The 22,737-nt window shown below is 39.6% G+C and carries 16 protein-coding genes, 1 tRNA gene and 2 pseudogenes; 6 read left to right on the plus strand and 13 right to left on the minus strand.

Annotated elements, in window-relative coordinates:
• Positions 1–18: 18 nt before the first annotated feature.
• Together FH971_RS12345 and FH971_RS12350 are read right to left on the minus strand one after the other, a co-directional pair.
• Positions 19–435, minus strand: coding sequence for a CBS domain-containing protein (locus FH971_RS12345; RefSeq protein ID WP_140234490.1), 417 nt, complete (start codon positions 433–435; stop codon positions 19–21).
• A 196-nt stretch (positions 436–631) separates the two neighbouring features.
• A pseudogene (locus FH971_RS12350) lies at positions 632–988 on the minus strand (isoaspartyl peptidase/L-asparaginase); the annotation flags it as partial.
• 67 nt (positions 989–1,055) lie between these two features.
• Between FH971_RS12350 and FH971_RS12355 the strand changes: the two are divergent.
• Positions 1,056–2,690, plus strand: a complete 1,635-nt coding sequence (locus FH971_RS12355) for a recombinase family protein (RefSeq protein WP_140234491.1) — start codon at positions 1,056–1,058, stop codon at positions 2,688–2,690.
• A 6-nt stretch (positions 2,691–2,696) separates the two neighbouring features.
• On the opposite strand, the gene FH971_RS12360 is transcribed toward FH971_RS12355, so the two are convergent.
• The 3 genes from FH971_RS12360 to FH971_RS12370 all read right to left on the minus strand — a co-directional run bounded on the left by FH971_RS12360 (position 2,697) and on the right by FH971_RS12370 (position 5,293).
• A complete protein-coding gene (locus tag FH971_RS12360; RefSeq protein WP_140234492.1) occupies positions 2,697–3,050 on the minus strand; it encodes a hypothetical protein in 354 nt (117 codons plus the stop codon).
• 89 nt (positions 3,051–3,139) lie between these two features.
• Positions 3,140–3,793 carry a hypothetical protein gene (locus tag FH971_RS12365; RefSeq protein ID WP_140234493.1) on the minus strand — a complete coding sequence of 218 codons (654 nt, stop codon included), beginning with the start codon at positions 3,791–3,793 and terminating at the stop codon, positions 3,140–3,142.
• Positions 3,794–4,627: 834 nt separating this feature from the next.
• A complete protein-coding gene (locus FH971_RS12370) occupies positions 4,628–5,293 on the minus strand; it encodes a recombinase family protein (protein WP_140234494.1) in 666 nt (221 codons plus the stop codon).
• Positions 5,294–5,674: 381 nt separating this feature from the next.
• Here FH971_RS12370 and FH971_RS12375 point away from each other — a divergent pair, with 381 nt between their 5' ends.
• Both FH971_RS12375 and FH971_RS12380 read left to right on the plus strand, forming a co-directional pair.
• Entirely contained in the window at positions 5,675–6,139 is a 465-nt protein-coding gene (locus FH971_RS12375; protein ID WP_140234495.1) for a hypothetical protein, read from the plus strand.
• Positions 6,140–6,220: 81 nt separating this feature from the next.
• On the plus strand, positions 6,221–6,748 hold the full coding sequence (locus FH971_RS12380; RefSeq protein WP_140234496.1) for a hypothetical protein: 528 nt from the start codon (positions 6,221–6,223) through the stop codon (positions 6,746–6,748).
• Positions 6,749–6,793: 45 nt separating this feature from the next.
• On the opposite strand, the pseudogene FH971_RS12385 reads toward FH971_RS12380, so the two are convergent.
• A pseudogene (locus FH971_RS12385) lies at positions 6,794–7,477 on the minus strand (isoaspartyl peptidase/L-asparaginase family protein); the annotation flags it as partial.
• Positions 7,478–7,662: 185 nt separating this feature from the next.
• Here FH971_RS12385 and FH971_RS12390 point away from each other — a divergent pair.
• Together FH971_RS12390 and tamB are read left to right on the plus strand one after the other, a co-directional pair.
• Positions 7,663–9,456 carry an autotransporter assembly complex protein TamA gene (locus FH971_RS12390; RefSeq protein ID WP_476748685.1) on the plus strand — a complete coding sequence of 598 codons (1,794 nt, stop codon included), beginning with the start codon at positions 7,663–7,665 and terminating at the stop codon, positions 9,454–9,456.
• Positions 9,453–13,376 carry an autotransporter assembly complex protein TamB gene (tamB, locus tag FH971_RS12395; RefSeq protein WP_140234497.1) on the plus strand — a complete coding sequence of 1,308 codons (3,924 nt, stop codon included), beginning with the start codon at positions 9,453–9,455 and terminating at the stop codon, positions 13,374–13,376. The genes FH971_RS12390 and tamB overlap by 4 nt, the downstream gene beginning before the upstream one ends.
• 69 nt (positions 13,377–13,445) lie before the next feature.
• On the opposite strand, the gene rplY is transcribed toward tamB, so the two are convergent.
• The 3 genes from rplY to FH971_RS12410 all read right to left on the minus strand — a co-directional run bounded on the left by rplY (position 13,446) and on the right by FH971_RS12410 (position 16,344).
• Positions 13,446–13,733 (minus strand): 50S ribosomal protein L25, encoded by a 288-nt coding sequence (gene rplY, locus FH971_RS12400; protein ID WP_137226729.1) that lies wholly within the window; start codon positions 13,731–13,733, stop codon positions 13,446–13,448.
• A 382-nt stretch (positions 13,734–14,115) separates the two neighbouring features.
• The gene (gene mepK / locus FH971_RS12405; RefSeq protein ID WP_140234498.1) at positions 14,116–14,667 is read right to left on the minus strand and encodes a peptidoglycan L,D-endopeptidase MepK; all 552 of its coding nucleotides are present in this window, start codon (positions 14,665–14,667) and stop codon (positions 14,116–14,118) included.
• A 267-nt stretch (positions 14,668–14,934) separates the two neighbouring features.
• Positions 14,935–16,344 (minus strand): L,D-transpeptidase family protein, encoded by a 1,410-nt coding sequence (locus tag FH971_RS12410; RefSeq protein ID WP_140234499.1) that lies wholly within the window; start codon positions 16,342–16,344, stop codon positions 14,935–14,937.
• A gap of 269 nt (positions 16,345–16,613) precedes the next feature.
• Here FH971_RS12410 and FH971_RS12415 point away from each other — a divergent pair, with 269 nt between their 5' ends.
• Positions 16,614–16,889 carry an HU family DNA-binding protein gene (locus FH971_RS12415; RefSeq protein ID WP_137226726.1) on the plus strand — a complete coding sequence of 92 codons (276 nt, stop codon included), beginning with the start codon at positions 16,614–16,616 and terminating at the stop codon, positions 16,887–16,889.
• A gap of 619 nt (positions 16,890–17,508) precedes the next feature.
• Here FH971_RS12415 and FH971_RS12420 read toward each other — a convergent pair.
• The 4 genes from FH971_RS12420 to FH971_RS12435 all read right to left on the minus strand — a co-directional run bounded on the left by FH971_RS12420 (position 17,509) and on the right by FH971_RS12435 (position 22,736).
• Positions 17,509–17,594 (minus strand) — tRNA-Leu (locus tag FH971_RS12420).
• Between the two features lie 216 nt (positions 17,595–17,810).
• Positions 17,811–18,140 carry a hypothetical protein gene (locus tag FH971_RS12425; protein WP_140234500.1) on the minus strand — a complete coding sequence of 110 codons (330 nt, stop codon included), beginning with the start codon at positions 18,138–18,140 and terminating at the stop codon, positions 17,811–17,813.
• Positions 18,141–18,333: 193 nt separating this feature from the next.
• Positions 18,334–19,206 carry a 23S rRNA pseudouridine(2605) synthase RluB gene (rluB, locus tag FH971_RS12430; protein WP_137226724.1) on the minus strand — a complete coding sequence of 291 codons (873 nt, stop codon included), beginning with the start codon at positions 19,204–19,206 and terminating at the stop codon, positions 18,334–18,336.
• A gap of 464 nt (positions 19,207–19,670) precedes the next feature.
• The gene (locus FH971_RS12435) at positions 19,671–22,736 is read right to left on the minus strand and encodes an efflux RND transporter permease subunit (RefSeq protein WP_140235588.1); all 3,066 of its coding nucleotides are present in this window, start codon (positions 22,734–22,736) and stop codon (positions 19,671–19,673) included.
• Between the last annotated feature and the right edge of the window lies 1 nt (position 22,737).

The following is a 22,737-nucleotide window of genomic DNA, read 5'->3' on the forward strand; positions in this document are numbered from 1 at the left end:
TATTGATTTTAACGATTGTTAAGCTGGAGATAAGTAACACTGCTGCATGTAAATATTCATCGCCTTAAGCACATTGGTGCGATTTATGGTACCAATGACTTTCCCCTCTTTTAATACTGGATAAATTTTCGGCTTTGCACCCAACATTTGTTCCGCGAGTTCTAAAATACTGTCATCCGGCGCAACCGTCAAAACAGGGCTTTTCATGCAATCTTGTACGGTACTTGTCATATCGCAATGGTAACTGCTTTTTAACATTACTGATAAACAATCTTGTTGCGACAAAAAACCGACTAGCTTGCCGAAATGATCAACAACTGGAGCCCCATTTTTATTACTATCAAGTAATTTTTCAACAGCAATTGCCAGCGACATCTCAGCGGTTAAAAGTATTGGACGTCTATCCATATAATCTTTAATTTTAATTGAATCCATATTTCCCCCAAATGCACGCTAATTGACAACGTGCTTAGTAAAACTCGTTATTCAATTCATAATGAATCAACCTATGAGTACTCACTTGATTAAGTCTAGTCAATAATGGCCCAATGGATAGATAATAAAACCGATTGTATTAACCTACTGTATTTGGCAATAGTATTAACAATGCTTAATTCAAAGCGGCTAAAACTTACTTGTCACGCCAGATCATAATATTCGCCTGTTGGCCTTTGCTTCGTGTTGCACGGTACATACCTTCGGTATTGAATGGTGTAGCGATATTACCTCGTTCGTCTATGGCTATGACCCCACCCGTTCCACCTGCCGAGAGCAAGCGTTGGTTAATGACTTCATCAGCGGCTTGAATAATCGATAACTGTTGGTATTTCACTTTCGCACATATGTCACCCGCCACCTTATAACGAATAAAATACTCACCGTGACCTGTCGCTGATACAGCACAAACGCCATTTTCAGCATAGGTTCCGGCACCAATAACAGGGGAATCACCAATACGACCAAAACGTTTTGCTGTCATATCTCCGGTTGGTGGTATTAACTAAGCAACAAAAGGGTTATGCTAGTTGCAACAGCCACCTATAGTGAACCTGATAATGAAAGTAAACAACGCATACATGTATTCAAGAGTCTCGAAAACCTCTCAAGCTGAGGTTGGTTTAGGCTTACAACGACAGAAAGAATTATGTAAAAACTTCCTTAAAGATAAACCTGAATACAAACTAATAGATTCAATTCAGGACGCTGGTGTAAGTGGTTTCTCAGGTGATAACCTTTTAGATAAAGCAGGATTAGGCTCTTTCATGTCACAGGTTGAGCGAGGGCTCATTCCTAGAGGTAGCCTTCTAATTGTTGAGGGTATTGATAGGTTGTCTCGCTTGGGTATTCAGGATGGGCAAGAGCTAGTGAACAAGCTATTTAAGGCAGGTATTGATGTTTGCTTGCTTAAAATGGGAATCATAATAAGCGCATCAGATAAGAATGATATTAGCGGGGCGTTACTTGTTTCAGTTGGTTTGTATTTGGGATTTCTTGAGTCTCAACAAAAGTCTGAACGCATTAAGAAGACCTTCGAGTTACAGCGTGAACAAGCTTTAAATGGTAAGAAAATTAAGATAGCTGTTAGGCCGTGGTTGAAGCTATCAGAAGACCAATTGAGCTTTGAGATTCTACCAGAGCCATTAGCCACATTGAGAAGGCTATTTGACCTCAAACTATCAGGCCTTGGAGTATTGAAGATTGCTCAAATGTTGAATGATGACGGTACGCCACCACTATCAGGTAAAGTATGGAACGCCACAACAGTAACCAACCACCTAAAACACCGCTCAGTTATTGGTGAATACCACCCAAAAGTAGTTGTGATGAAAGATGGCAAGAAGAAACGAGTACCAGCCCCTAACCCTATTCTGAACTACTACCCACAAGTAATATCCTCAGACATATTCTTATCCACTCAATCAACATTCATTAAAGCTAATGCAACCAAGGTACGGGCTAACGTTAACTTTCATAACCTGTTCAAGGGATTCATTAAGTGTAAGTGTTGTGGTGGTTCTCTGGGATGGCAACAAGGCGTTAATGTAGGTGGTAAAACTTACGAACCAAGACTTTACTGTAATACTCGAAAAGTGGGTAAGCTTAACTGTGAACAGAAAACATTCTACTACCCACAACTTGAAACAGGTTTAGTGAACTTGCTTTCACATCTGGACTATTCAAAGCTAGCTGACACCAAGGATTATTCAAACGATATTCAAATTTTGGAGGGCGAATTACTTACAGCAGATAAGAAAATTGAGAACTTTACTCATGGTATCGGATTAGCAGAAGACCTAACAACAATAACCTTGCTAACAGGTAAGCTTCAAGCGGAGCAGCGAGAACGTGAATCAATAGCTATCAAACTCTCTGAACTTCGCTCTAAGGCTATCGACTCAACATCTGATACCAACCTTATAGACGTTGATACAGTAAGCCCTGAGGGCAGAATGCGACTTCATAAGTTCCTTTCACAATACATTGAAAGAATAACCACGGACGGTGAAATAGCATCAATAAAATTCTTTACTCACTCTACGCAATTTAACTTCAACCTTAAAGATTTGAGCACCCACCTTAACTACACCTTGCAAACACTGGAGACAGCTCAATATAAACGCATTAACTTAATAGAGTTTTACAAAAATCTCTCCATTGACTTGATTGATTTGCATGACTTACAAGACTAGATATGACTACACACTGGAGCATATAGCCTCTTTAAGCTTTCCATAGGCTATGTATGCGGTGTTACTATCAATCTCGACACCTTTGGTTTCAAAATATACTTTTAAGCTCTTGGCGGTATCCATTAACTCAAATACACCTTTTGATATGGATAACTCGCCCACACCTTTGATGACCACCTTGTAGTTAGTTATCTCTTCATATACGGGAGTGGTGAGCGGTGATTGCTTAATAGCGTCCTGCTCCAAAGCCTTTCTAGCCTCGATGTTACGTAGAACCTCAAAGGCTGCTAACTCTCTAGCCTTCACCTCCTCTAAATTCAAGTGGTTTGCAACTCTTTTCTGTAAATCTGCTTTGTTCATTATTTGTACTCCTAAACTGTGGGTATAAAAAAAGGGCTAACATTTCTGCAAGCCCCTTCAAGGTTTTATAATCTTCATTTGCACTTCTCTTAGCTAGCTAGACCTTGACGACTACGAGCCTCTCGAGCTTTCTCTGCAAGGATGGTTTTATCTGGCTTAGTTACTGACTCATACCTATCTAAAGCTATCCAATGAGCGTCTAGCTGATTCTGAGCATCATCTATCTTGCCATTGTAGATAGCGTATTCCTCTTTTAACTCATTCTTTATAAATTCAAATAACAATGCCTTATCTTTAACTTGTAACGTCTTAGGTTTCTTGAAGTAAGCAGTGATTTTAGTCACTCCACCAAAACTGTTAATAACAGGGTCTAACCCAATACACCAACCATCCTCTAAAAACTCTTTGTGGTGTTTGAACATAGCTGAAAGCGGATAGACGCCACCGCCGTACTCTCTCCTTAAGTTTGCGCCCTCAAAGTCATCTACAGAATAGACTGCCAAGTTCCCATAAGACTTATAACGCTTATCACTATGCACAACCGAATCTCGCACTCGCTTCCTTGATAGCTTTGACATAGCATCTAACTTAATAAAGTTACCCCTAGATAGGATACCGAGCGCTTCTTTATCTTTAGCCTCTTGCAAAAGCTCTTTATTAAACCTATCTAACTCTTTATCAAGTAAGGCTGCTCTATTACTTCTTACATCTTGAGGTGTTTGACCTCTATTGGTTCTGTTCATTTCGTGTACTCCTATATGCAGACTCCAGCTTTAATTAGCTTAAAAACATTTCCTCAGAAGCCTACACGCTTAAGCAAAAGCTTTATTTGCGGCAAGGGAGTCTAATACACAAAACTGTGCAGACTTCTGAGGAAAGGCTCTTTATGGACAAGTGGTTAGATTGGTATTGGTAGATTTAACACGCACTATTATCACCCACAACTATGAGCTATAGAATGATTTAGTAAAACCTAGTTAAGATTATTTGTTTTATTACTGGGGGTTGTTAGAGGTTATCTGTATTGGTAAGAGTATTAGTGAAGTAGACATACTAACAATAAAAATAAGGAATAACAGATAGTGATTAAGGACGTATAAACAATCACTAAAGTATTTACCAAAGACCTTAGAAGCTATTTACTCAATACATTTAATATTTTAGCATGTTTTTAACAAAAAGTCAACCAATTTAGCTTGATTAAGTGAAAAACATGTGTTAAGTGACCAATCGGTGACCAGCACACACTTTCACTGATAAAGCGTTAGAGGATTAAATAAACCATAACTAGGCTATTCACCTTAACCTAACTACGCGAGCAATTACGAAAGAACTTCACAATCTCACCCAAAAGCTTAACAGGCCTACTTATAGGTTTTTCGAGTATTAAAGGGTAATAGGTGTTTACCTCTAATTACTATAATTAAGTTTGACAAACAAAAATTAAAACCAGCAATAACAATAACTTAATTGAGCTTCATCTAAAAAGATACTATAAATAAACGCACGACTTACTATTAATATACTTAGCTTTACAAGGGAATTAACACCCCAACCTTTAATAGAGTCCTGAGTGGTTATTTTTTCCCTATTTCTAACTTATCTATTAAACGCTTAACCTGTGTCGCTTGGAACTTACCACCACGAACAGTGACCAAGCCGAGACCATTAAGTTTTTCAGCGATACCCTTCATAGTGCAAACACCTGAGTCAACAATCAATTGAATCTGCACACGATATTGCTCCGCATCATTCTTAGCTTTGGCACTAGCAGCCTCATTAGCCTTATCAATGTTACCTCTATTACCACCTAACACCACACCACGAGCTTTAGCTTCCCTAAGCGCTGCAATGGTGCGCTTGCTAATAAAGTCCCGCTCCTGCTCTGCTAAGGCTGCATAAATGTGAAGCTGAAACTTATCAGCATTTGGCATAGTGGCCACTTTAAAATCGACATCCTCCATCAACTTAGCAATAGTGCTTACCTTGCGACTGATTCGGTCTAGCTTGGCGACCAACAAAATCGCCTTAGTCTTTTTGGTAAGTAAAACGGCTTTCATATATTCGGTACGATTATCTTTCATTCCTGACTCAATGTCAGTGAACGTACCCACAACCTCAAACGGTGTTTCTGAATATTGCTCCAAAAATAGATTTACATCCCTTTCTTGTGCTGCCAACCCTAGACCTGACTCACCTTGCTTTTTGGTACTTATTCGATAATAGACTACATATTTCTTCATGTTGGCGACCTGTATTAATTAATCAATAACGACAATTATACACGTTTAATTACAAATCACAACGGAGGTCTCGAATGTAAACTCGTTTAAAGACTTCCTTACACTGTCGGATTAATTGATTGTGAACTTGTATAATACATAATTCATACAGAACTCTATCGGATTTTAAAAATCCTACAGGATGTTAACCAAAGACCTAAAGACCCCCTAAATACCTCATCACAAGCAACAGGGATTTCACCCATGCATCAAGACCAAGCGGGCTATTCTTTACGACCTGTATCGTGGAAAAATCAGTTTCCTCAAAATCTTTATCCATGTATATTTAAACTATTGATATTGAAGCTTTCAACCACTTAATTAATGGGAATAACATAATATATGGATATATTCGCAGGCTTTAGCGCATTAAGCACTGGACTTACGGCAACCAAGCAACTTGCATCAGCAGTGCTTGAAGGTAAAGCAGATACGAAAGCTTATGAGCTAGCTATTGCTTCTAACAAAGAAATAATGGAAATGCAGACCATAATACTACAAGTCCAACAGGCTATGTTTGCCTCTCAGCTAGAGAATCAGCGTCTTCAAAAAGAGTTAGAAACTACTCAGGATAAATCAAAAAAATCTGACATGTATAAGCTTATAAAGAATGACTTTGGAATGGTACTTTTAGAATACCAAGGAGAACCACATCATTTTGCTTGTCCTTCATGTGAAGAGACCAAGGGTCACCACATCAAATTACAGCAGCATTCAGAGTGCCACCTAAGATGCACCTCCTGTGAAACAATTTACCAATCAGAGATTATTGAGTCATGGTATGGCGTTGATACACATGATTATTAACATAAGTTTAATTGCTATTACACTGACCTTAAACCCTACCTCCCCCCTAAATTTAACTATCAACTATAGTGAGTTGGCTTAATGTACTTTATCGAGATGTTTGCAGACCCTTCTGACAGAGCTAGGTTCTTAGCTATCTTATTATCAGCCTTCTTTGTAGGGCTTGGAGTTTGGTACACACAGAACCAAATAAACCTTAGAGAAGTCAAAGCACTCAAGGTATCTAAAATAGAAGAACTCTACAAAGCATCAATAAGTTGCTTACACTTACTAGAAAGTCTTCAGCAAAAAGCAATTGCTGAAACTGAAAATGATAAACACCCTGCCATTTTTGACCCTGATGAAAAGCTAAGAATAAAACAAGAGACCAATCTAATACAAAGAGACTTACTCGAAAACCATCAAAAAATGCAGATGCTTATTAGCTTATACTTCCCTGAAGAAAAAATGAACACTAATTACGAACACCTTACAAATCAAGCAATTAAAATAATTACCAACAGCGATAATAGCCCCAAACATTTTGTAAAGAAAATAGGGCTTATTGTAAAAGAAGCGGAGGTCTATGTCATTATAAGCAAAGAGCAATCCAAACTGATGAGTAAGTAAAGGAGGTTTTAGTATCGTGAAATCAATTATGGATTAAGCAATTTCACCAGTTGACGTACCAGCAGCAAGGTTGCCTTGTTTATCAAGTGCTACAGCGCCTACCGTGCCGTATTTATAATTAGCGGGTAATTGTTCAACTGATGCTTGATAATCACCGCCGTTATTTTGTTCGGCTTTAATAATACTCGTTTTAGCATCTAACAATTGCGCATAACGATGTGGGGTATCAAAGTGACTGTTAGCCACCAAGCTAAATTGTTGTGTTAACGCAAACTCTTCCGCCCCTTGTCCGTAAAGCATCACATGGGGTGACTTATCCATCACCTTGCGCGCTAAATCAATTGGGTTTTTAATATGTTTAACCCCAGCCACAGCACCCGCATTCATGGTGTTACCATCCATTATAGAAGAATCTAACTCGTGGCCACCATCAAAGGTATAAACAGCACCGACCCCAGCATTAAATAGCGGGCTATTCTCTAATACATTTATTGCAGCTTGAACGGCATCGAGACTGTCACCACCGTTATCCAACACCTTATATCCTGTATCCACAGCCTGCTTAAGCTTGTCGCGAAGATTTTGTTGTAACTCAGGACTTAAACTAGCTTCTGAAATAGTGCCTGCACCACCATGGATTGCAATAGCAAACGGTTTATCATCAGCAGCAAAATTGACAGTCGATGTGAGGCTTAAACAGAGCGCAATCGTTAAATATACTTTATTCATGTTAGTTAAGTCCTTTAAAGTGGTTTATCTTTATGACTATTTCTACTTGTCTTTTCAATCATATCATTGCGACTTTTATGCTTTGTAGCGACAATAGACATTATCATCAATTTTGGAAAAGATAGCTTAACTTGTCTACAAAATGCCTTAAATTTAGTCAGTTTATATTACTTTCGTTGACATTAATGATGTCAGGCTTTGTGCTGGCTGATAATAATTGGTTAACGATTAAGGTTTCGGGCGTTAACAAAAAAATTGAAAAGAATATTTTTGCTCATTTAGGCACGTTGCCAGAAAACGAGGTTCAGCGTCGAGCTTTCTTATTTACCGTGGACGATAACACCCAAGATGCGCTTGAATCCATGGGCTATTACCATGGTATTTTAGATGTCGATGTTAAAGAAAATGATAATGGACCTTGGGAGTTAAGCCTCAATATCACCCTAGGAGACCCTGTAATTATTCAATGGATAGATATTCGTTTCCAAGGTGAGATGCTGGAAGACGATACCTTTTCGTTGTGGCTTAATCGTTTAAAAGTCAAACCCGGCGACACCTTAAACCACGGGGTATATGATTTAATTAAATCACAACTGGTAACATTAGCGCTGGCGCGTGGTTATTTTGATGGCCAATACACTAAAGCTGAAATTAGTATTAACCGTGACTTAAATACCGCTCAAATTAATTTGCAGTTTGATTCGGGGAAACGCTATTTATTCGGTCATGTCGATTTTGAAGGCAGTACACTACACGACGATCTTCTCGAATCCTTAATCCCTTTTGATGCAGACGCCCCTTACGCGACACAACAACTCACTGAGTTTAATCGCAATTTATTAGATACTGGTTACTTTAGCAATATCAAAGTATTACCTCAGTTAGACAAGATAGATACAGGCTTAGTACCCATTAAAGTAGAGTTGAGCCCACGTCCTAGTCATCTTATTGATGTCGGTTTAGGTGCTGATATTGGCAATAGCACCGAAAACGCAGTCGATCCTCGAGTGCGTGTTACATGGCGCACGCCACAAATAAATAGCTATGGTCATTATCAAGAAACCAGTGCTGAATGGTCGCCAGAAAGACCCAAAATATTAACCACTTATACCATCCCATTGACCCATCCTTTGGATGACCAGTTGAAAATAAAACTAGGATTATTACGTGACACCTATGGCGTTACTCAAGATTATGATGCCGACAAACGTGAATTTAGTAATACAGGCCAGCTAGAGTCTAAAAAGTACTTAATCGGCTTAACTCGCCAAAGACGATCTAAAAATAATTGGCTACATGGTTATTCAATTGAATCAATGAGAGAGTTTTATACTCAACTGGATACTGACTATGATCCACGCTTTTATTTATTAAGCTATAACCTGACCAAAACAGTTCGAGGTGACAACACGCTCGATCCCAAGTCTGGTTACCGTCAGACATACAGTATTGAATATGCAGATCCTTCCTTAGGGTCGACCATTCGACTTGCTCGTTTACAAGCCCGATTTAAATGGATAGAGACCTTATTTGATAAACACCGTTTTGTCGCCAGAATTGATTTAGCAGCCAATATTGCCGATAAAAATGATATTGATTATATTCCACCATCACTACGTTATTTTGCCGGTGGTGACCAAAGTATACGAGGTTATAGTTATCAAGAGTTAGGGCCTTATATAGACTATACCAACGACGACGGAGGCTTATCTCGGCAAGTTGTTGGTGGACGTTATTTGGCTATTGGCAGTATAGAATATCAATATTATCTTACCCCGACTTGGCGAGTGGCCACTTTTGTCGATGCTGGTAATGCTTTTGATACACAACAATTTGAACCAGTGGTATCTGTTGGCGGTGGTGTACATTGGATCTCACCCATTGGCCCCATTCGCATGGACTTAGGTTTTGGCTTAAAAGAAACCGAGACCGTTGCACGTTCATATCGTTTCCATTTAACCATGGGGACTGATTTATGATACATAAAAATACTGACAAGAAAAATCAGCAAGATACCGAGTTACAGCCACAGCTCGATTCAAGTGACGAAAAGGCCAACATTTCAACAAGCTTATCGGCAAAGATTTGGCGGCATTTTAAGCTTTATACTCGAATACTCATCTACGTCCCTTTGGCATTATTGATGTTGTTTGCTGTCATTATTGGCACTCCATTTGGCAGTAAAATAGGCGTGATGCTAGCCAACCAATTTGTTAGTGATATCGAGGTTGAATATGCTTCAGGCACCTTAAATGGCGATCTCACCCTGCATCACTTGTCTTGGTCAATGCCAGGCATTAGCGTTAATGCTGATGATTTAACACTAGGTTGGCTGCCAAGGTGTCTCATTAATCAACAGATTTGTGTCACAAATTTAAGCGCATCAAAGATTGATGTAAATATTGTCACAGATGATATTCCAACCTCAGCAAACGTTAGTGACACAAACCAAAGCGAAGATCTTTTAACAGAGCTTGAATTACCCATCAACATTAGTCTCAGCAAGGCCCAATTAGCACAGGTTAATGTTGCTGTGAATAGCATGAAATTTCATGCCGACAAGTTAATGACTCAAGCTATATGGAATAACACTGGCCTTGTAGTTGAATCACTTACAAGCCAAGGATTAGTAGTTAATATTCCTATAACGACCGAAGCAACAGGCACAACGGCATCGACTACAAGCCAAATAAATCAACAAGATAATAAAGCGATTAATCGATCTGGTGATACCGATAAAAACGTATGGCCGCTGGCTAACTTGCCACAGGTTTTTATGCCTTTTCCTATTAATGTAAAACAATTTAATGCCACTGAAACTCAGCTTACGATAGGTCAACGTAGCGACCATTTTAGTCATATTGGTTTAGCCGCCAGTTTTCACCAGTTTCAACTTGGAATAACCCAATTAACTATTCAACATGACGATGGTGATGTAAGTGTTATCGGTGATATTGCGTTTCAAGATCATTACCCTGTCACCTTAAAATTAGTCGCCAATATCGAAAACCTGCCTGAATTACCGGGTCTTCAACAGCAACAACTTAGTGTTGATCTTACCCAAGACTTGAGCAAATTAAATATCAACGCCATTGCTAAAGGCGATAATTATTTTAAGCTTGATGCTGAAATCAATCTCACCACACCAGAACTTAATTACCAAGTAACGCTTACCGACGCGGCGTTACAGTGGCCATTAAAAAATCCGCAATATACTAGCAACATCAGTCATTTTGCCAGTAAAGGAGATATTAAAAACCAAGAAGCACAGTTTGAAGGGCAACTCACAACGCCGTATCACCCTACTTTAGCTATTATTGCTGATGTCGTTAACCGTAAGCAAAAACTGAGTATCAACAAACTGAATGTAAAGTCAATTGCAGGAAATCTAGATCTCACTGGAGAACTGTCATATCAAGATGACATAACCTGGCAAGCCAGTGTGCTTACCGATAATATTCAGTTGCAATATATCGATTACATTAATCAGAAAAATCCCATTCAAAGTAAATTTAGCGGCCACTTTAATAGCAGTGGCACCCTAGCGAATAAACAATGGCAAGTGGCCATTCAAGAGGCAAACTTAACGGGGCGTTTAAATGGTTATCCGCTAAATTTACAAGGTGATATTTCTTTAAATCAAGACATGGCTATTAACGCTAACAACCTTCAGGCAAACGCGCTAGGAGCTCAGCTCATTATCAATGGTCAAGCAGATAAAGCTTGGAACATCAATGCCGAATTAAGCGTTCCCGATGTTAGTCAGTGGCTAAATGGTGGCCAAGGTAATATTTTTGCCAAAGTTAACGTAACGGGGAATAGTGCTGATCCAATCGTTGATCTTAATGCACAAATCAGTAAGTTTAGTTACCAAGGTGGCAAAATCGACAGCCTCGACTTACACGGCAATTACCGCCCTTATTCCCAACATCAATATAAAGCCGAGCTGCACACAAATAATCTCGTGTGGGACAGCTATAAACTTACAGATATCGTATTCATCAGTGATGGAAACCAACAGCAACAACAAAGTAAACTCAACACCCAAGGTGATGTGGTTATCAATACACAAATGACCAGTCATAGTAATATTGATAAACAACAGTTTGATGCCACACTAACAGAGCTCAGTATTAGTAATGCCCTTGGAAAATGGCAGCAAGATAACCCAATTACAGCCAGTTGGGATCAGCTCAATAGCCGTGGTAGCGTGAGTCACTTCTGCTTAGTACATCCACATAATAAATTATGTTTAGTCAACGATGTTAATTTGGGCAATACCGGCCAAGCCAATATAAATTTCTCTGGTAAGCCAGGACAATTATTAGCACCCATTTTGTCTAAAAAAATTACTTGGAGTGGTGAAGCGGCATTAACCAGCCAAGTTAATTGGGCTAAAGGTAAAAAGCCGACAGCCAATGTTCAATTTACGCTTTTACCAGGCAATATTAAGCTAAGCCGTACCAAAAACAACACCATTAGCATTGACTACCAGCAATTACTATTACAAGCCTCCCTTGATGAAAAACAAATTAATAGTTCATTAAGTTTTAATTCATCCGGAATCGCCAGCTGGCAAAGTCAATTGAGTGTCAACATCACTCCCGATCGAACCTTACAAGGTACCATCAATGTTAATGATCTCAATCTGGCTCCTTTTGGAGAGTTCTTCCCTAAGCTAGAAACCTTAGAAGGCATTCTATCCAGTCGATTAATAGTCTCCGGAACTCTTATGGACCCAAGCCTATCGGGTAATATCAAGCTCAGCGACGGTGCATTTGCTTTATCAACAAACCCTACACTCATTGATAAACTCTACTTGTCACTGGCACTTGAAGGCCAACAAGGACAACTTAATGGACAATGGCATATGGGTGATGGGCAAGTAAGTACTCAAGGAACACTTGCTTGGCCACAAGGAAAATTTAGCGGTGATATTGATATTAAAGGCAATAATTTAGCGGTGATTCAACCACCAATGGCAATATTGGATGTTTCTCCAGATATTAATATCACCTTTAATGAGCAACTGTTGGCAATAAAAGGCAAAGTAAACGTTCCATCTGGCCAAATAAAAATTATTCAATTAGCTGAGGGAGGCGTTGCGATATCAAACGATGTGGTATTTAACGATTCAGTATCTGAACAAACCGTTAAAACCAGCCCTTACGCTGTTACGGCTGATCTTAACATCAATGTCGGTAAAAACCTTACCATTGACGGTATGGGTCTTAAAGGTAAGCTAGAAGGTGATCTAGTATTACAACAACAAGCTTTTAAGCCCCCCATGCTATTTGGTGATATCAAAGTTACCAAGGGTACTTATAAGTTTATGGGGCAAACCTTAAGTATTGATACCGGTGAAGTCCAATTTATTGGCCCAATTTCATTACCTAATCTAAATATAGAAGCAACTAGAGAGATTAAAGACAGCGACGTAACAGCAGGTGTTCGAGTCACCGGAACCCCAATGCGTCCAATTGTGACTTTATTCTCTAGTCCAGTGAAAGAACAAGCTGAAATACTCTCTTATATTTTGACCGGTAAAGGATTTAGCAGCACAACTAACCAACAAAGCAATTCATTAATGATGGGAGCGGCACTCAGTTTAGGTTCACAATTTGATGGTGGAGCAATGAATAGCATTGGCAGCACCGCATCAGGATTGATTGAGCGGTTTGGTTTTTCCAACGTACAGCTTGATACCAATGATGATGGTAAAGTGGCTGTGAGTGGTTATATTGGCGAAGACTTGATGGTTAAGTATGGTGTGGGAGTATTCAACCCAGGTTATGAAATGACCGTGCGATATTATTTGTTTTCACAATTGTATTTAGAAAGCGTGTCGAGCACCTTAAGTCAATCACTGGATATCTACTATAGCTTCGAAATCGAGTAGTTTTTAGTATTCAGAATAAAATTCAGCCACAAAAAAAGCGCCCTTAGGCGCTTTTTCTCAACTCAGCAATTAAACAAACATAAAGTCGATATGTTCAACCATTTGCTTGAATGCATGACGTTGGATAGCTTTAGTGCGAACTATAACTTCTTTACCGTCGATTACGATAGTTAAATCAGTTGTATAAAAGTCATCGTTTAACTGGATGTTAACGATAGCTTTGTGTTCGAACATAATTGATACAGGCTCTTTACCTGGACCATAAATTACTGCAGGAACTTTACCAGCATGACGTAGGCGGCGGCTCGAACCTTTCCCGATGTTTGTGCGGGTTTCTGCGTTGATTGTGTAAGACATAAGTCACTCACTTAATAATTAAAATAGTATGAAGGCGTCATCATTTTCGACCAACGATGACTCAAATAAAGCGCGCGGATATTACCATAGTCACTCTAAACCCACAAGTATATATACCAATCCTATTAAATATGTGATATTTCAGCGGGAGTTCAAAGTGCTGTAGGCAAGGCAGATGATTGAAACGAATAGTGATTCTATTTTGAAAGTATCTAACGAAGCATAAAGGACTTTGAAGCCCGCCAGTATGGAGTCTCTCAGGTATTCCACTTCTGTGTTGCATCAATTTAAAAGGGAACAACCATTTCTACATCAATGCGCCTTGAATTGAAAAACCTGAGAGACTCTGAACTAATCAGATATTGAATGGGATTGGTATGAATTACCCCCAACGTCTCACGGGGCCACAATCAATGTGTACAAAACCATCTCGAGGATAAAATCCAACGCCGCCTAACTTAAGTGATACGGCTGCATCACGCAAATGCTTAGTTTTCACACCTGGTAATGCAATATCCATCGCCATGCCTTTCATATGATAACTTTTCTTGGCAACCCCGTTACTGCGAGAAGCAAGCATCTGATTTGTTTTTGGTGAACGATAAGCAGAGATTACATTAATTTCATCATGATGATCTAAAGCGAGTTGTAATTTATATAGATATTCGAATACTCGCTTATCTATAGGTGCTGCAACGTTTTGGCGATGATCACGTAGGACATGATTAAATTCAGTCAGCGTCTCTGGTTGATATTGACCATCAACCCAAAAACTGCCCTGACTTCTTTCACCGGTATGAAGGTTATAAAAACGTAAATCTTTAACACCCAGAGTTGAACGACTTGCTTGCGCGGTATTAGGTAACAAAGTCACCACTGCGGCACCGCTTAAGCCTAATAATAACTGCCGACGAGTTAGGCACTCGATTGTCATTTATACACCACTTTAATTATCTGAATTACAATACATATAAGCTTCAAAATCACAATTTCATCTTTACAATGCTATTGAGCTAATTGTTGCTTTTTTATCCACTTGATGAATAAATTAACCATTAATATTCATAAATGCAAGTCTGCTGATATATAAGTAACTTAATAAATATGCTCTCTTGCATAATAGAGTGATAAAGCTCAATTACTTAGAGACAAAGTAAACCGTGATTAACTTTACTTCATTAATTGATAGTTATTGCACAATTTATTTTTTGGAGACTTTATGGCTTAATAAATTGACAGGTTCTGCTGGTGCTAACTGATAAATATCATCACGATACTGCACGGCTTGCTGCTCATCCACCCAAGCACGCCAATACACCATGTGTACAGGTAACGTGGACGATAGAGAAAACCATTGAGTTTGAGTATAATTAGACTGCAAGCGATTCCAAGTACGCTTATCAAGGACTAAGTGGTTTGCAAACCAATCTGCCAACTGTTGTACTTTTTCAATTCTCACACAACCTGATGATATATCTCGTTCCGCACGTGAAAACAGCTCTGGGGCTGATGTATCATGTAAATACAAACTTTGATTATTTTGAAAGTAAAATTTATAACGGCCTAATGCATTACCACCACCAGGACGTTGCACAACTTTATAAGGGAACTTCCCTGCTGCAGCCAGCTGCCATTGTTCGGGTGTTTTATCAATACGATGGCCTTCATAATCAAACACATCAAAATGTTTATCGGCAAAGTAATGACCGTTTCGCCTAATTTGCGGCAAAATGTCTTGGCGTAATAACTGTCGAGGAACCGTCCAAGTCGGATTAATGATGACATTTGAAATTTGCCCATTCATCACTGGAGTCTGTCTATATGACTTACCCACAATCACTTTGGATGCCAACACCACTTGATTGTGATCAACTAACACCATTTGAAAAGCGGGAATGTTAATCAACAAATAAGGCTGAGATAGTTGGCTTACATAGGTCGTTTTTTCAACAAAACTTATTGCCAATAAAGAAGCGAGTTGCAAAGGAGTTTGATTTAGCCAGTATAACGTTTTAGGCCCAATAACAGCATCAGCCTTTAACCCATGACGAGATTGAAATCGCTTAACACTTTGTACCAATGTCGGTTGATAAATAACTTCGTCAGTAATATATTCGTTCGCATCACCCAATAACCACAACCGTTGATTAATTTGCTTAATACTTGGGTGGCTATCCCCAGGACGCAACAGACCGCCAGGATCAATAGCTTGCCAATCTTGGGTTTGTGACAACCACATTAACTTACGTAGAGAATTTATGACCCCAAGATAATCATCTGCGATGGGTTCCAGTGCAATATTCTTTTCTAACAATGAGGCGGTGTCATTTATTGAGTCGAATGCCAATGGCACTTGTTTACTATGCCAAAAATCGGCAACACTATGCTGAATTTCATCAATATATTCTAATTGTTCAGCAGCAGAACCCGTTTGTAATATCGCTAAGTATTGAGCACGTTGTGCGGTGGGCTCAGCCAAATACTGTAATTGTAAGTGCTGAGTCAAATTCACATATTGATCTTGAGTGCTGGCCGCAGTAAATGGCGACATACACAAAAGTAATATGCTTATTATGCTTACGATTACAGAATGCTTAGGTTTGCTGAACATACTCTTCCCCGTTGGCGCTACCCATCAATATTGGCATGTTTTTCACTTAAGTGAAATCGATATAGACATTATGGCAAATAATAAAACTGTTTGAATGATCGACACATTAAAGTAACAAAAATTAATACCAAAACGTCACTTATCAGCACAAAAATCAATCAGAAAGATAAAAAGTAACCACTTAACATTAATTTATTTATACACAACTAGGAAGGACCATGCTGAATTGTTATAAGGGGAATAAGAAGTATTAAATCAAAGTGATTCTCATGAATAAAAAGCAACTAACCCAATCCATGGCCCATAAGATGGACATTCCGCAAACTCAAGCTAAGCAGCAACTAGAGCAAATCCTAGCGATTATTCATCAAGGTTTAGCTGAAGGTGAAAAAATTTATATTCCACAATTCGGCACCTTTGAATTGCGGTTTCACTTACCTAAAGTAGGTCGTAATCCACAAACGGGTGAAGCCATTGAGATTGACGGATTTAATCAACCCAGCTTTAAAGTATCTCCCGTATTAAAAGCATTGATTAACGACTAGCTGAGGCACCAGAGATTATAAATTCCTAGGTGCGAGAATGCTTCGTGACTAGAGTCTATAACTGTAGTTACCCAGTTATACTCTCATAACTGCAATCAACCGCTCTTATAGCCGCGTAGCGAACTAGCGAGGTAAATAGCGCCCTAGCTCAAGGCTCGTTCGCTTTTATCGCTCTCACTACTTCTATCGCTTATTACCATTCACAACCAAATTTCAGGTGTAAAAAAGCCCCAACTAATGTTGAGGCTTTTTTACACCACTCTCTATTACTAGAATTTATAATGGTACCCGAGGCCAGACTACTCTTAATAACAAAGAGTAGCACGCCTGATATTCAACCAGAGCGCGAGGGATTTTTGCTTTCGATGTTATTTAGTAAATTTCAGACGTAAAAAAGCCCCAACTAATGTTGAGGCTTTTTTACACCACTCTCTATTGCTAGAGATTATAATGGTACCCGTGGCCAGACTATTCTTGATAACAAAGAGTGGCACGTTTGATGTTCAACAAGAGCACGAGGGATTTTAGCTTTCGATATTATTTATTAAATTTCAGACGTAAAAAAGCCCCAACTAATGTTGAGGCTTTTTACACCACTCTCTATTGCTAGAGATTATAATGGTACCCGAGGCCAGACTTGAACTGGCACGCTTATTCAGCGAGGGATTTTAAATCCCTTGTGTCTACCGATTCCACCACTCGGGCAAACTTATCGTGTTTTGATAAAAAATATCAAGCCACTTAATTCGCATTCACGTTAAATAAATAGAGCTGCTATCGCGTCCCGTTTAACGTGGTGCATACTTTAATGATTTTTTGGGACCAAGCAACAAAAATATTCATTGCATCGAACTGAATGCTTCAAAAAACGCCAATCCGACGTAAAATACAACAAAACGAAGTCCTTAGCACAGAATATGATTAATTAGCTCTCACAGGCGTTAAGCCTTTACTGCGATTATTGACAGCTTCTTCAATTTCAAAACCGGCTTCACTCCACACTTGCGCTTCTTCAACATTAAACGCTTCTTTGGCCCAAATAGTTGCCGTGTCTAATGTAAAGTTGGCTTTTATCCACCCTTCTGACTCTGTCGGACCAAAGCCTCTTACACGCCAATTTTGCGCTTGGGTTGAATCAAAGCCTATCGCTTTCCATTGGCTAATTTCACGTTCAGACATACCTTGCCAGCTAGGAGCAGATGCGCAAGCTACCAATAACGAGACCAATAAACCTAACAATAATTTTTTCATATATTCCTAATGAACAATGTAAATGCTGCGGCGCATAAATCGTCGAAAACAGCACAATGATGTGTAAATTTTGAGAATCATATCTGAGAAATTATTTTTGACAAGTAGGTAAGCAATAATTAATTTTCATTGGAAAAAAATAACAAAAAAGGCCGCATTTGCGACCTTCTGTAAATTAACCTACATAGTGATATTAGGTACGTTGACGAGTCGGTTTACCATGCTTACCAACCACTTTATGCTTATGAACAGCACGGCGGATTTTAGCACTTTTAACTTTAGAACGAGCAACACTGTGTTTGTCTGTACCTAAAACTGAACGAGTTTCAGGTTCTAACCCAGCAAGTTGACGTAAGTAGTTAACTTGGTCAATAGGCAGTTCAATCCAACCACCTCGTGGTAATGTTTTTGGCAATTCAACTTGGCCATAACGCACGCGGATCAAACGACTGACTTGGATTTCTTGTGATTCCCACAAACGACGTACTTCACGATTACGTCCTTCACGAAGGGTAACATGCCACCATTGGTTTATGCCTTCGCCACCTGCAGCTTTAATGCTATCAAACTGTGCGGGACCATCTTCCAACGTCACACCGGTACGTAAACGCTGTACTGCGGCTTCTGGCACTTCACCAAAAGTACGCACAGCGTATTCACGCTCTACTTCATTTGAAGGATGCATTAAACGGTTAGCTAATTCACCATCACAGGTAAATAATAGTAAGCCTGAAGTATTGATATCTAAACGTCCTACCGCAACCCAACGAGCATCGCGCACTTTAGGTAAACGTTCAAATACGGTAGTACGACCTTCAGGATCTTTGCGCGAACAAATTTCGCCTTCAGGTTTATGGTATGCCAGTACACGACAAATAATGTCGTCAGCTGATTTTAATGAAATAGCTCGGCCATCAATACGTATTTTGGCATCAACCTCAACACGATCACCTAAACCAGCAATTTCACCGTCAACACTAACTCGGCCTGCAGCAATCCATGCCTCCATCTCACGACGGGAGCCATGGCCTGCACGGGCCAAGACTTTCTGCAATTTTTCACTCATTAGCGGACTCTTTAAAGGATTTAATATGAAAAACAAGATGTTATTAATTCTCGTTCCATTATCTTTTAGGATTGTACCCGCATGGAGCGTATACAATTTAGAAAAGTGCGTAGATTATACGCTGAATAGAGCTGCTGAGCAAAAAATACCATCATTAAGCTTAAATAGGGAAAGTAGATGACATAAGCACATGAAAATCAATCACTTTAATGTCTCCAATATCAAACTTACTCTTTCTTGCTCATAAGGCTTATTAACACGTTATACCTGCCCTGTTATGAACCGATATAACCCAGATAACGGCAAGATAATTTTATACACCAGTAATCTCTCGAGTTAGGGTTATTTAGCCCTTTTAGCTACTGCGTACACTAAAACCAACAGAATAGATCAGCCAATAAAAAGGCTGCTAACGTTATCCGTCAACAGCCTTAATCACTTAATAAACAGTTTAATATGACACTTTAGCGGATCACTTTAAGGTTAAACACTAGGCTGTACATTACAGGTAACACTACTAAGGTTAATAGTGAAGCGAAACCTAAACCAAAGATGATAGTGATTGCCATAGAACCGAAAAATGCATCACTGATTAATGGGATCATCCCCAGCATAGTGGTAATCGCAGCCATCATCACAGGGCGAACACGGCTCACGCACGAATCAACCAGTGCAAATCCGGGCTCTTTACCTTCATCAAGTTCAATATTGATTTGATCAACCAACACAATACCATTTTTGATGACCATCCCTGAGAGGCTCAGTAACCCCAGTAATGCCATAAAGCTGAATGGGGCATCAAATATCAACAAACCAGCTGAAACGCCGATGACCGCTAATGGCACAGTGAACCAAATAACCAAGGGTTGTCGAACCGAATTAAACAGAAAAACGGTGATTAAGAACATTCCTAAATAGCCCAAAGGAATTGAACTAAATACCGCAGTTTGTGCCTCACCTGCTGATTCAAACTCCCCGCCCCATTCTAAGCGATAACCTGCGGGTAGCTTAATATCCTCAACTTTGCTTCTCACTTTTTTATGCACCGAGTCTGCTGTTTCGTCAGATCCCAATTTAGGATCTGCCAATACCGCCAACATACGAATACGGTCACGGCGCATAATTAAAGGGTTTTCCCATTCGGTACTGAATTCGCTAACCACTTGCGATGCAGGAACAAAGATATTGTTCTCTGTGCTCCATATTTGCATTTTCCACAAGCTATCGGCTTGCAAACGTTCAGTAGCGGGAGCTCGAGCGACAATCGGTAATAAATGGCTAGTCTCACGATATAAGCCGATTTGTTTGCCGCTAAAGTTAACCAGTAAAGCGTTATCTAAATCTTGCTTACTAATCCCCGTTTCACGCGCTTGCGCATTTTGCAGTTGCGGACGGATCACCGGGACTTGATTACGCCAATTGTGACGAACACCGTCCATTGTAGGTTCATTGCGGAAGATTGTTTCTGCTTGTATTGCTAAACGACGCAGTACTTGAGGGTCTTCACCGTAGAAACGCGCTTCAATTTTAGCCGCTGGTGACGGACCGTTTTCCATATTTTTTAAGCGATATTGAGCTTGTGGAAAATGACTATTTAATAATTGTTCAAGTTGTGGTTTATAAGCTTCAACCGCGGCTAAATCGCGCATTTCAATGATTAGCTGGGCAAAGGCTGGATAACCTTTTTCTGGTTGATAAGGTAACACAAAACGCTGCGCACCTTGGCCAATCACTGAAGTAAGATGCACTAAACCAGTATCATTGTGTTCACTTTCTTGCAGCAGTTTTTTCTCAATTTCGCTAGTAAAACGTTCAGTGGCTTTTATGTCTGTCCCTTCAGGCATCCATACATCAACAAAAAATATTGGCGTGTTCGATGCTGGAAAAAATACGTTTTTAATGTGACCAAAGCCGATCACTGCGGTCACTAACATTGCCAATACAATTGATAATGTCACCAAACGAAAACGCAGAACAAAATAAAGAAAACTTCGATAAGTGGTAAACAGCCAACCTTTATAGGGATCGGTTTGTTCAGCTTGCGGTGAAGCATCTTTGAACAACAAATTACAGAAAAAGGGTGTTAAGGTAATTGCCGTTATCCAACTGATAAACAGTGAAATCATCAACACTTGAAATAATGAACGACAAAACTCACCAGCCGCATTTTGTGACAAACCAATCGGTGCAAAAGCGATAATGGCTATTACCGTTGCCCCCAACAATGGCCACTGCGTTTGCGACACAACTTGTTTGGCAGCTTCTAAACGGGTTTTACCACGCTGTAAGCCAATTAAAATACCTTCAGTCACAACAATGGCATTATCGACCAACATGCCTAATGCAATAATGAGGGCACCAAGAGAGATCAGCTGCAATTCAATATCTAATACTTTCATAATAATAAAAGTACCCAGAATAGTGAGTAGTAGAATGAGGCCCATTAATAGACCCGATCTTAGGCCCATAAACAACAATAACACTGCGATGACAATCGCAATCGATTCAAGCAGGTTAATCAAAAAACCTTGCACAGTGTCATCCACAGCTAAACTTTGGTTATAAACCGTATCAAGGTTCATCCCTAATGGTCGCTGTGATTCTATTTCAACTAAACGTTCACTAACACGTTGACCGACATCGACTACATTTACTCCACTGGAAAAAGAAATACCCAGTGATAACGCCGACTCACCTCTGTTGTGGTACAACACACTCGGCGTATCTTCGTAGTCTTTTTCAATATTGGCAATATCACCTAAGTAGATAAGCTCAGTGCTACCCGGTGAGCTAACCACTAAACGAGACAATTCCTCCACTGAACTAAACTCGCCAGTAGGATGCAAGCGAATGCGATTATCACCAATGACAACACTGCCGGCATTTGATACCACGTTTTGATTGTTCACCAATCCATAAATGTAGTTTTGGTCTAACCCTAAAGCCGAGAGTTTTTGCTGAGAAATTTCAATGACAACTTGCTCCGTCAAGTTGCCAACTACTGACACCTTTTTAACCCCGGGAACCAATACTAATTCACGACGTAAATAATCTGAATAATTGGTCAGCTCTCGGTTGCTAAAATCGTTACCTGATAAATTAAGTAAAATACCGTAAACATCACCAAAGTCATCAATCACTTTGGGTTTGGCCGTTCCCGGTGGTAATAGGCCTATGGTGTCGTTAACTTTTCGACGCAACTCATCCCATACTTGGGGTAAGCGATGCTTGTCATAACTGTCTTTAATTTCTACCTGAATTTGTGATAATCCAGCGCTATTGATAGAGGTGATATGCTTAATGCCATCAAGCTGCTGCAAAGCATCTTCAAGTGGCAAGGTCACTTCTTCTTCAACTTGTTCGGGCGATGCACCTGGATAAGCGGTGATAACCAATGCTTGTTTAATGGTAAATTCAGGAAATTCTAGTTGTCCTAATCCGGTAAATGCCACACTGCCACCAATAAGCAGCAAAAACGCAAACATCCAGCTAATCACTTTGTGATTGATGGAATACTCAGCAACATTCATC

The sequence above is a fragment of the Shewanella polaris genome (genome assembly GCF_006385555.1).
GTDB classification, from domain to species: Bacteria; Pseudomonadota; Gammaproteobacteria; order Enterobacterales; family Shewanellaceae; genus Shewanella; species Shewanella polaris.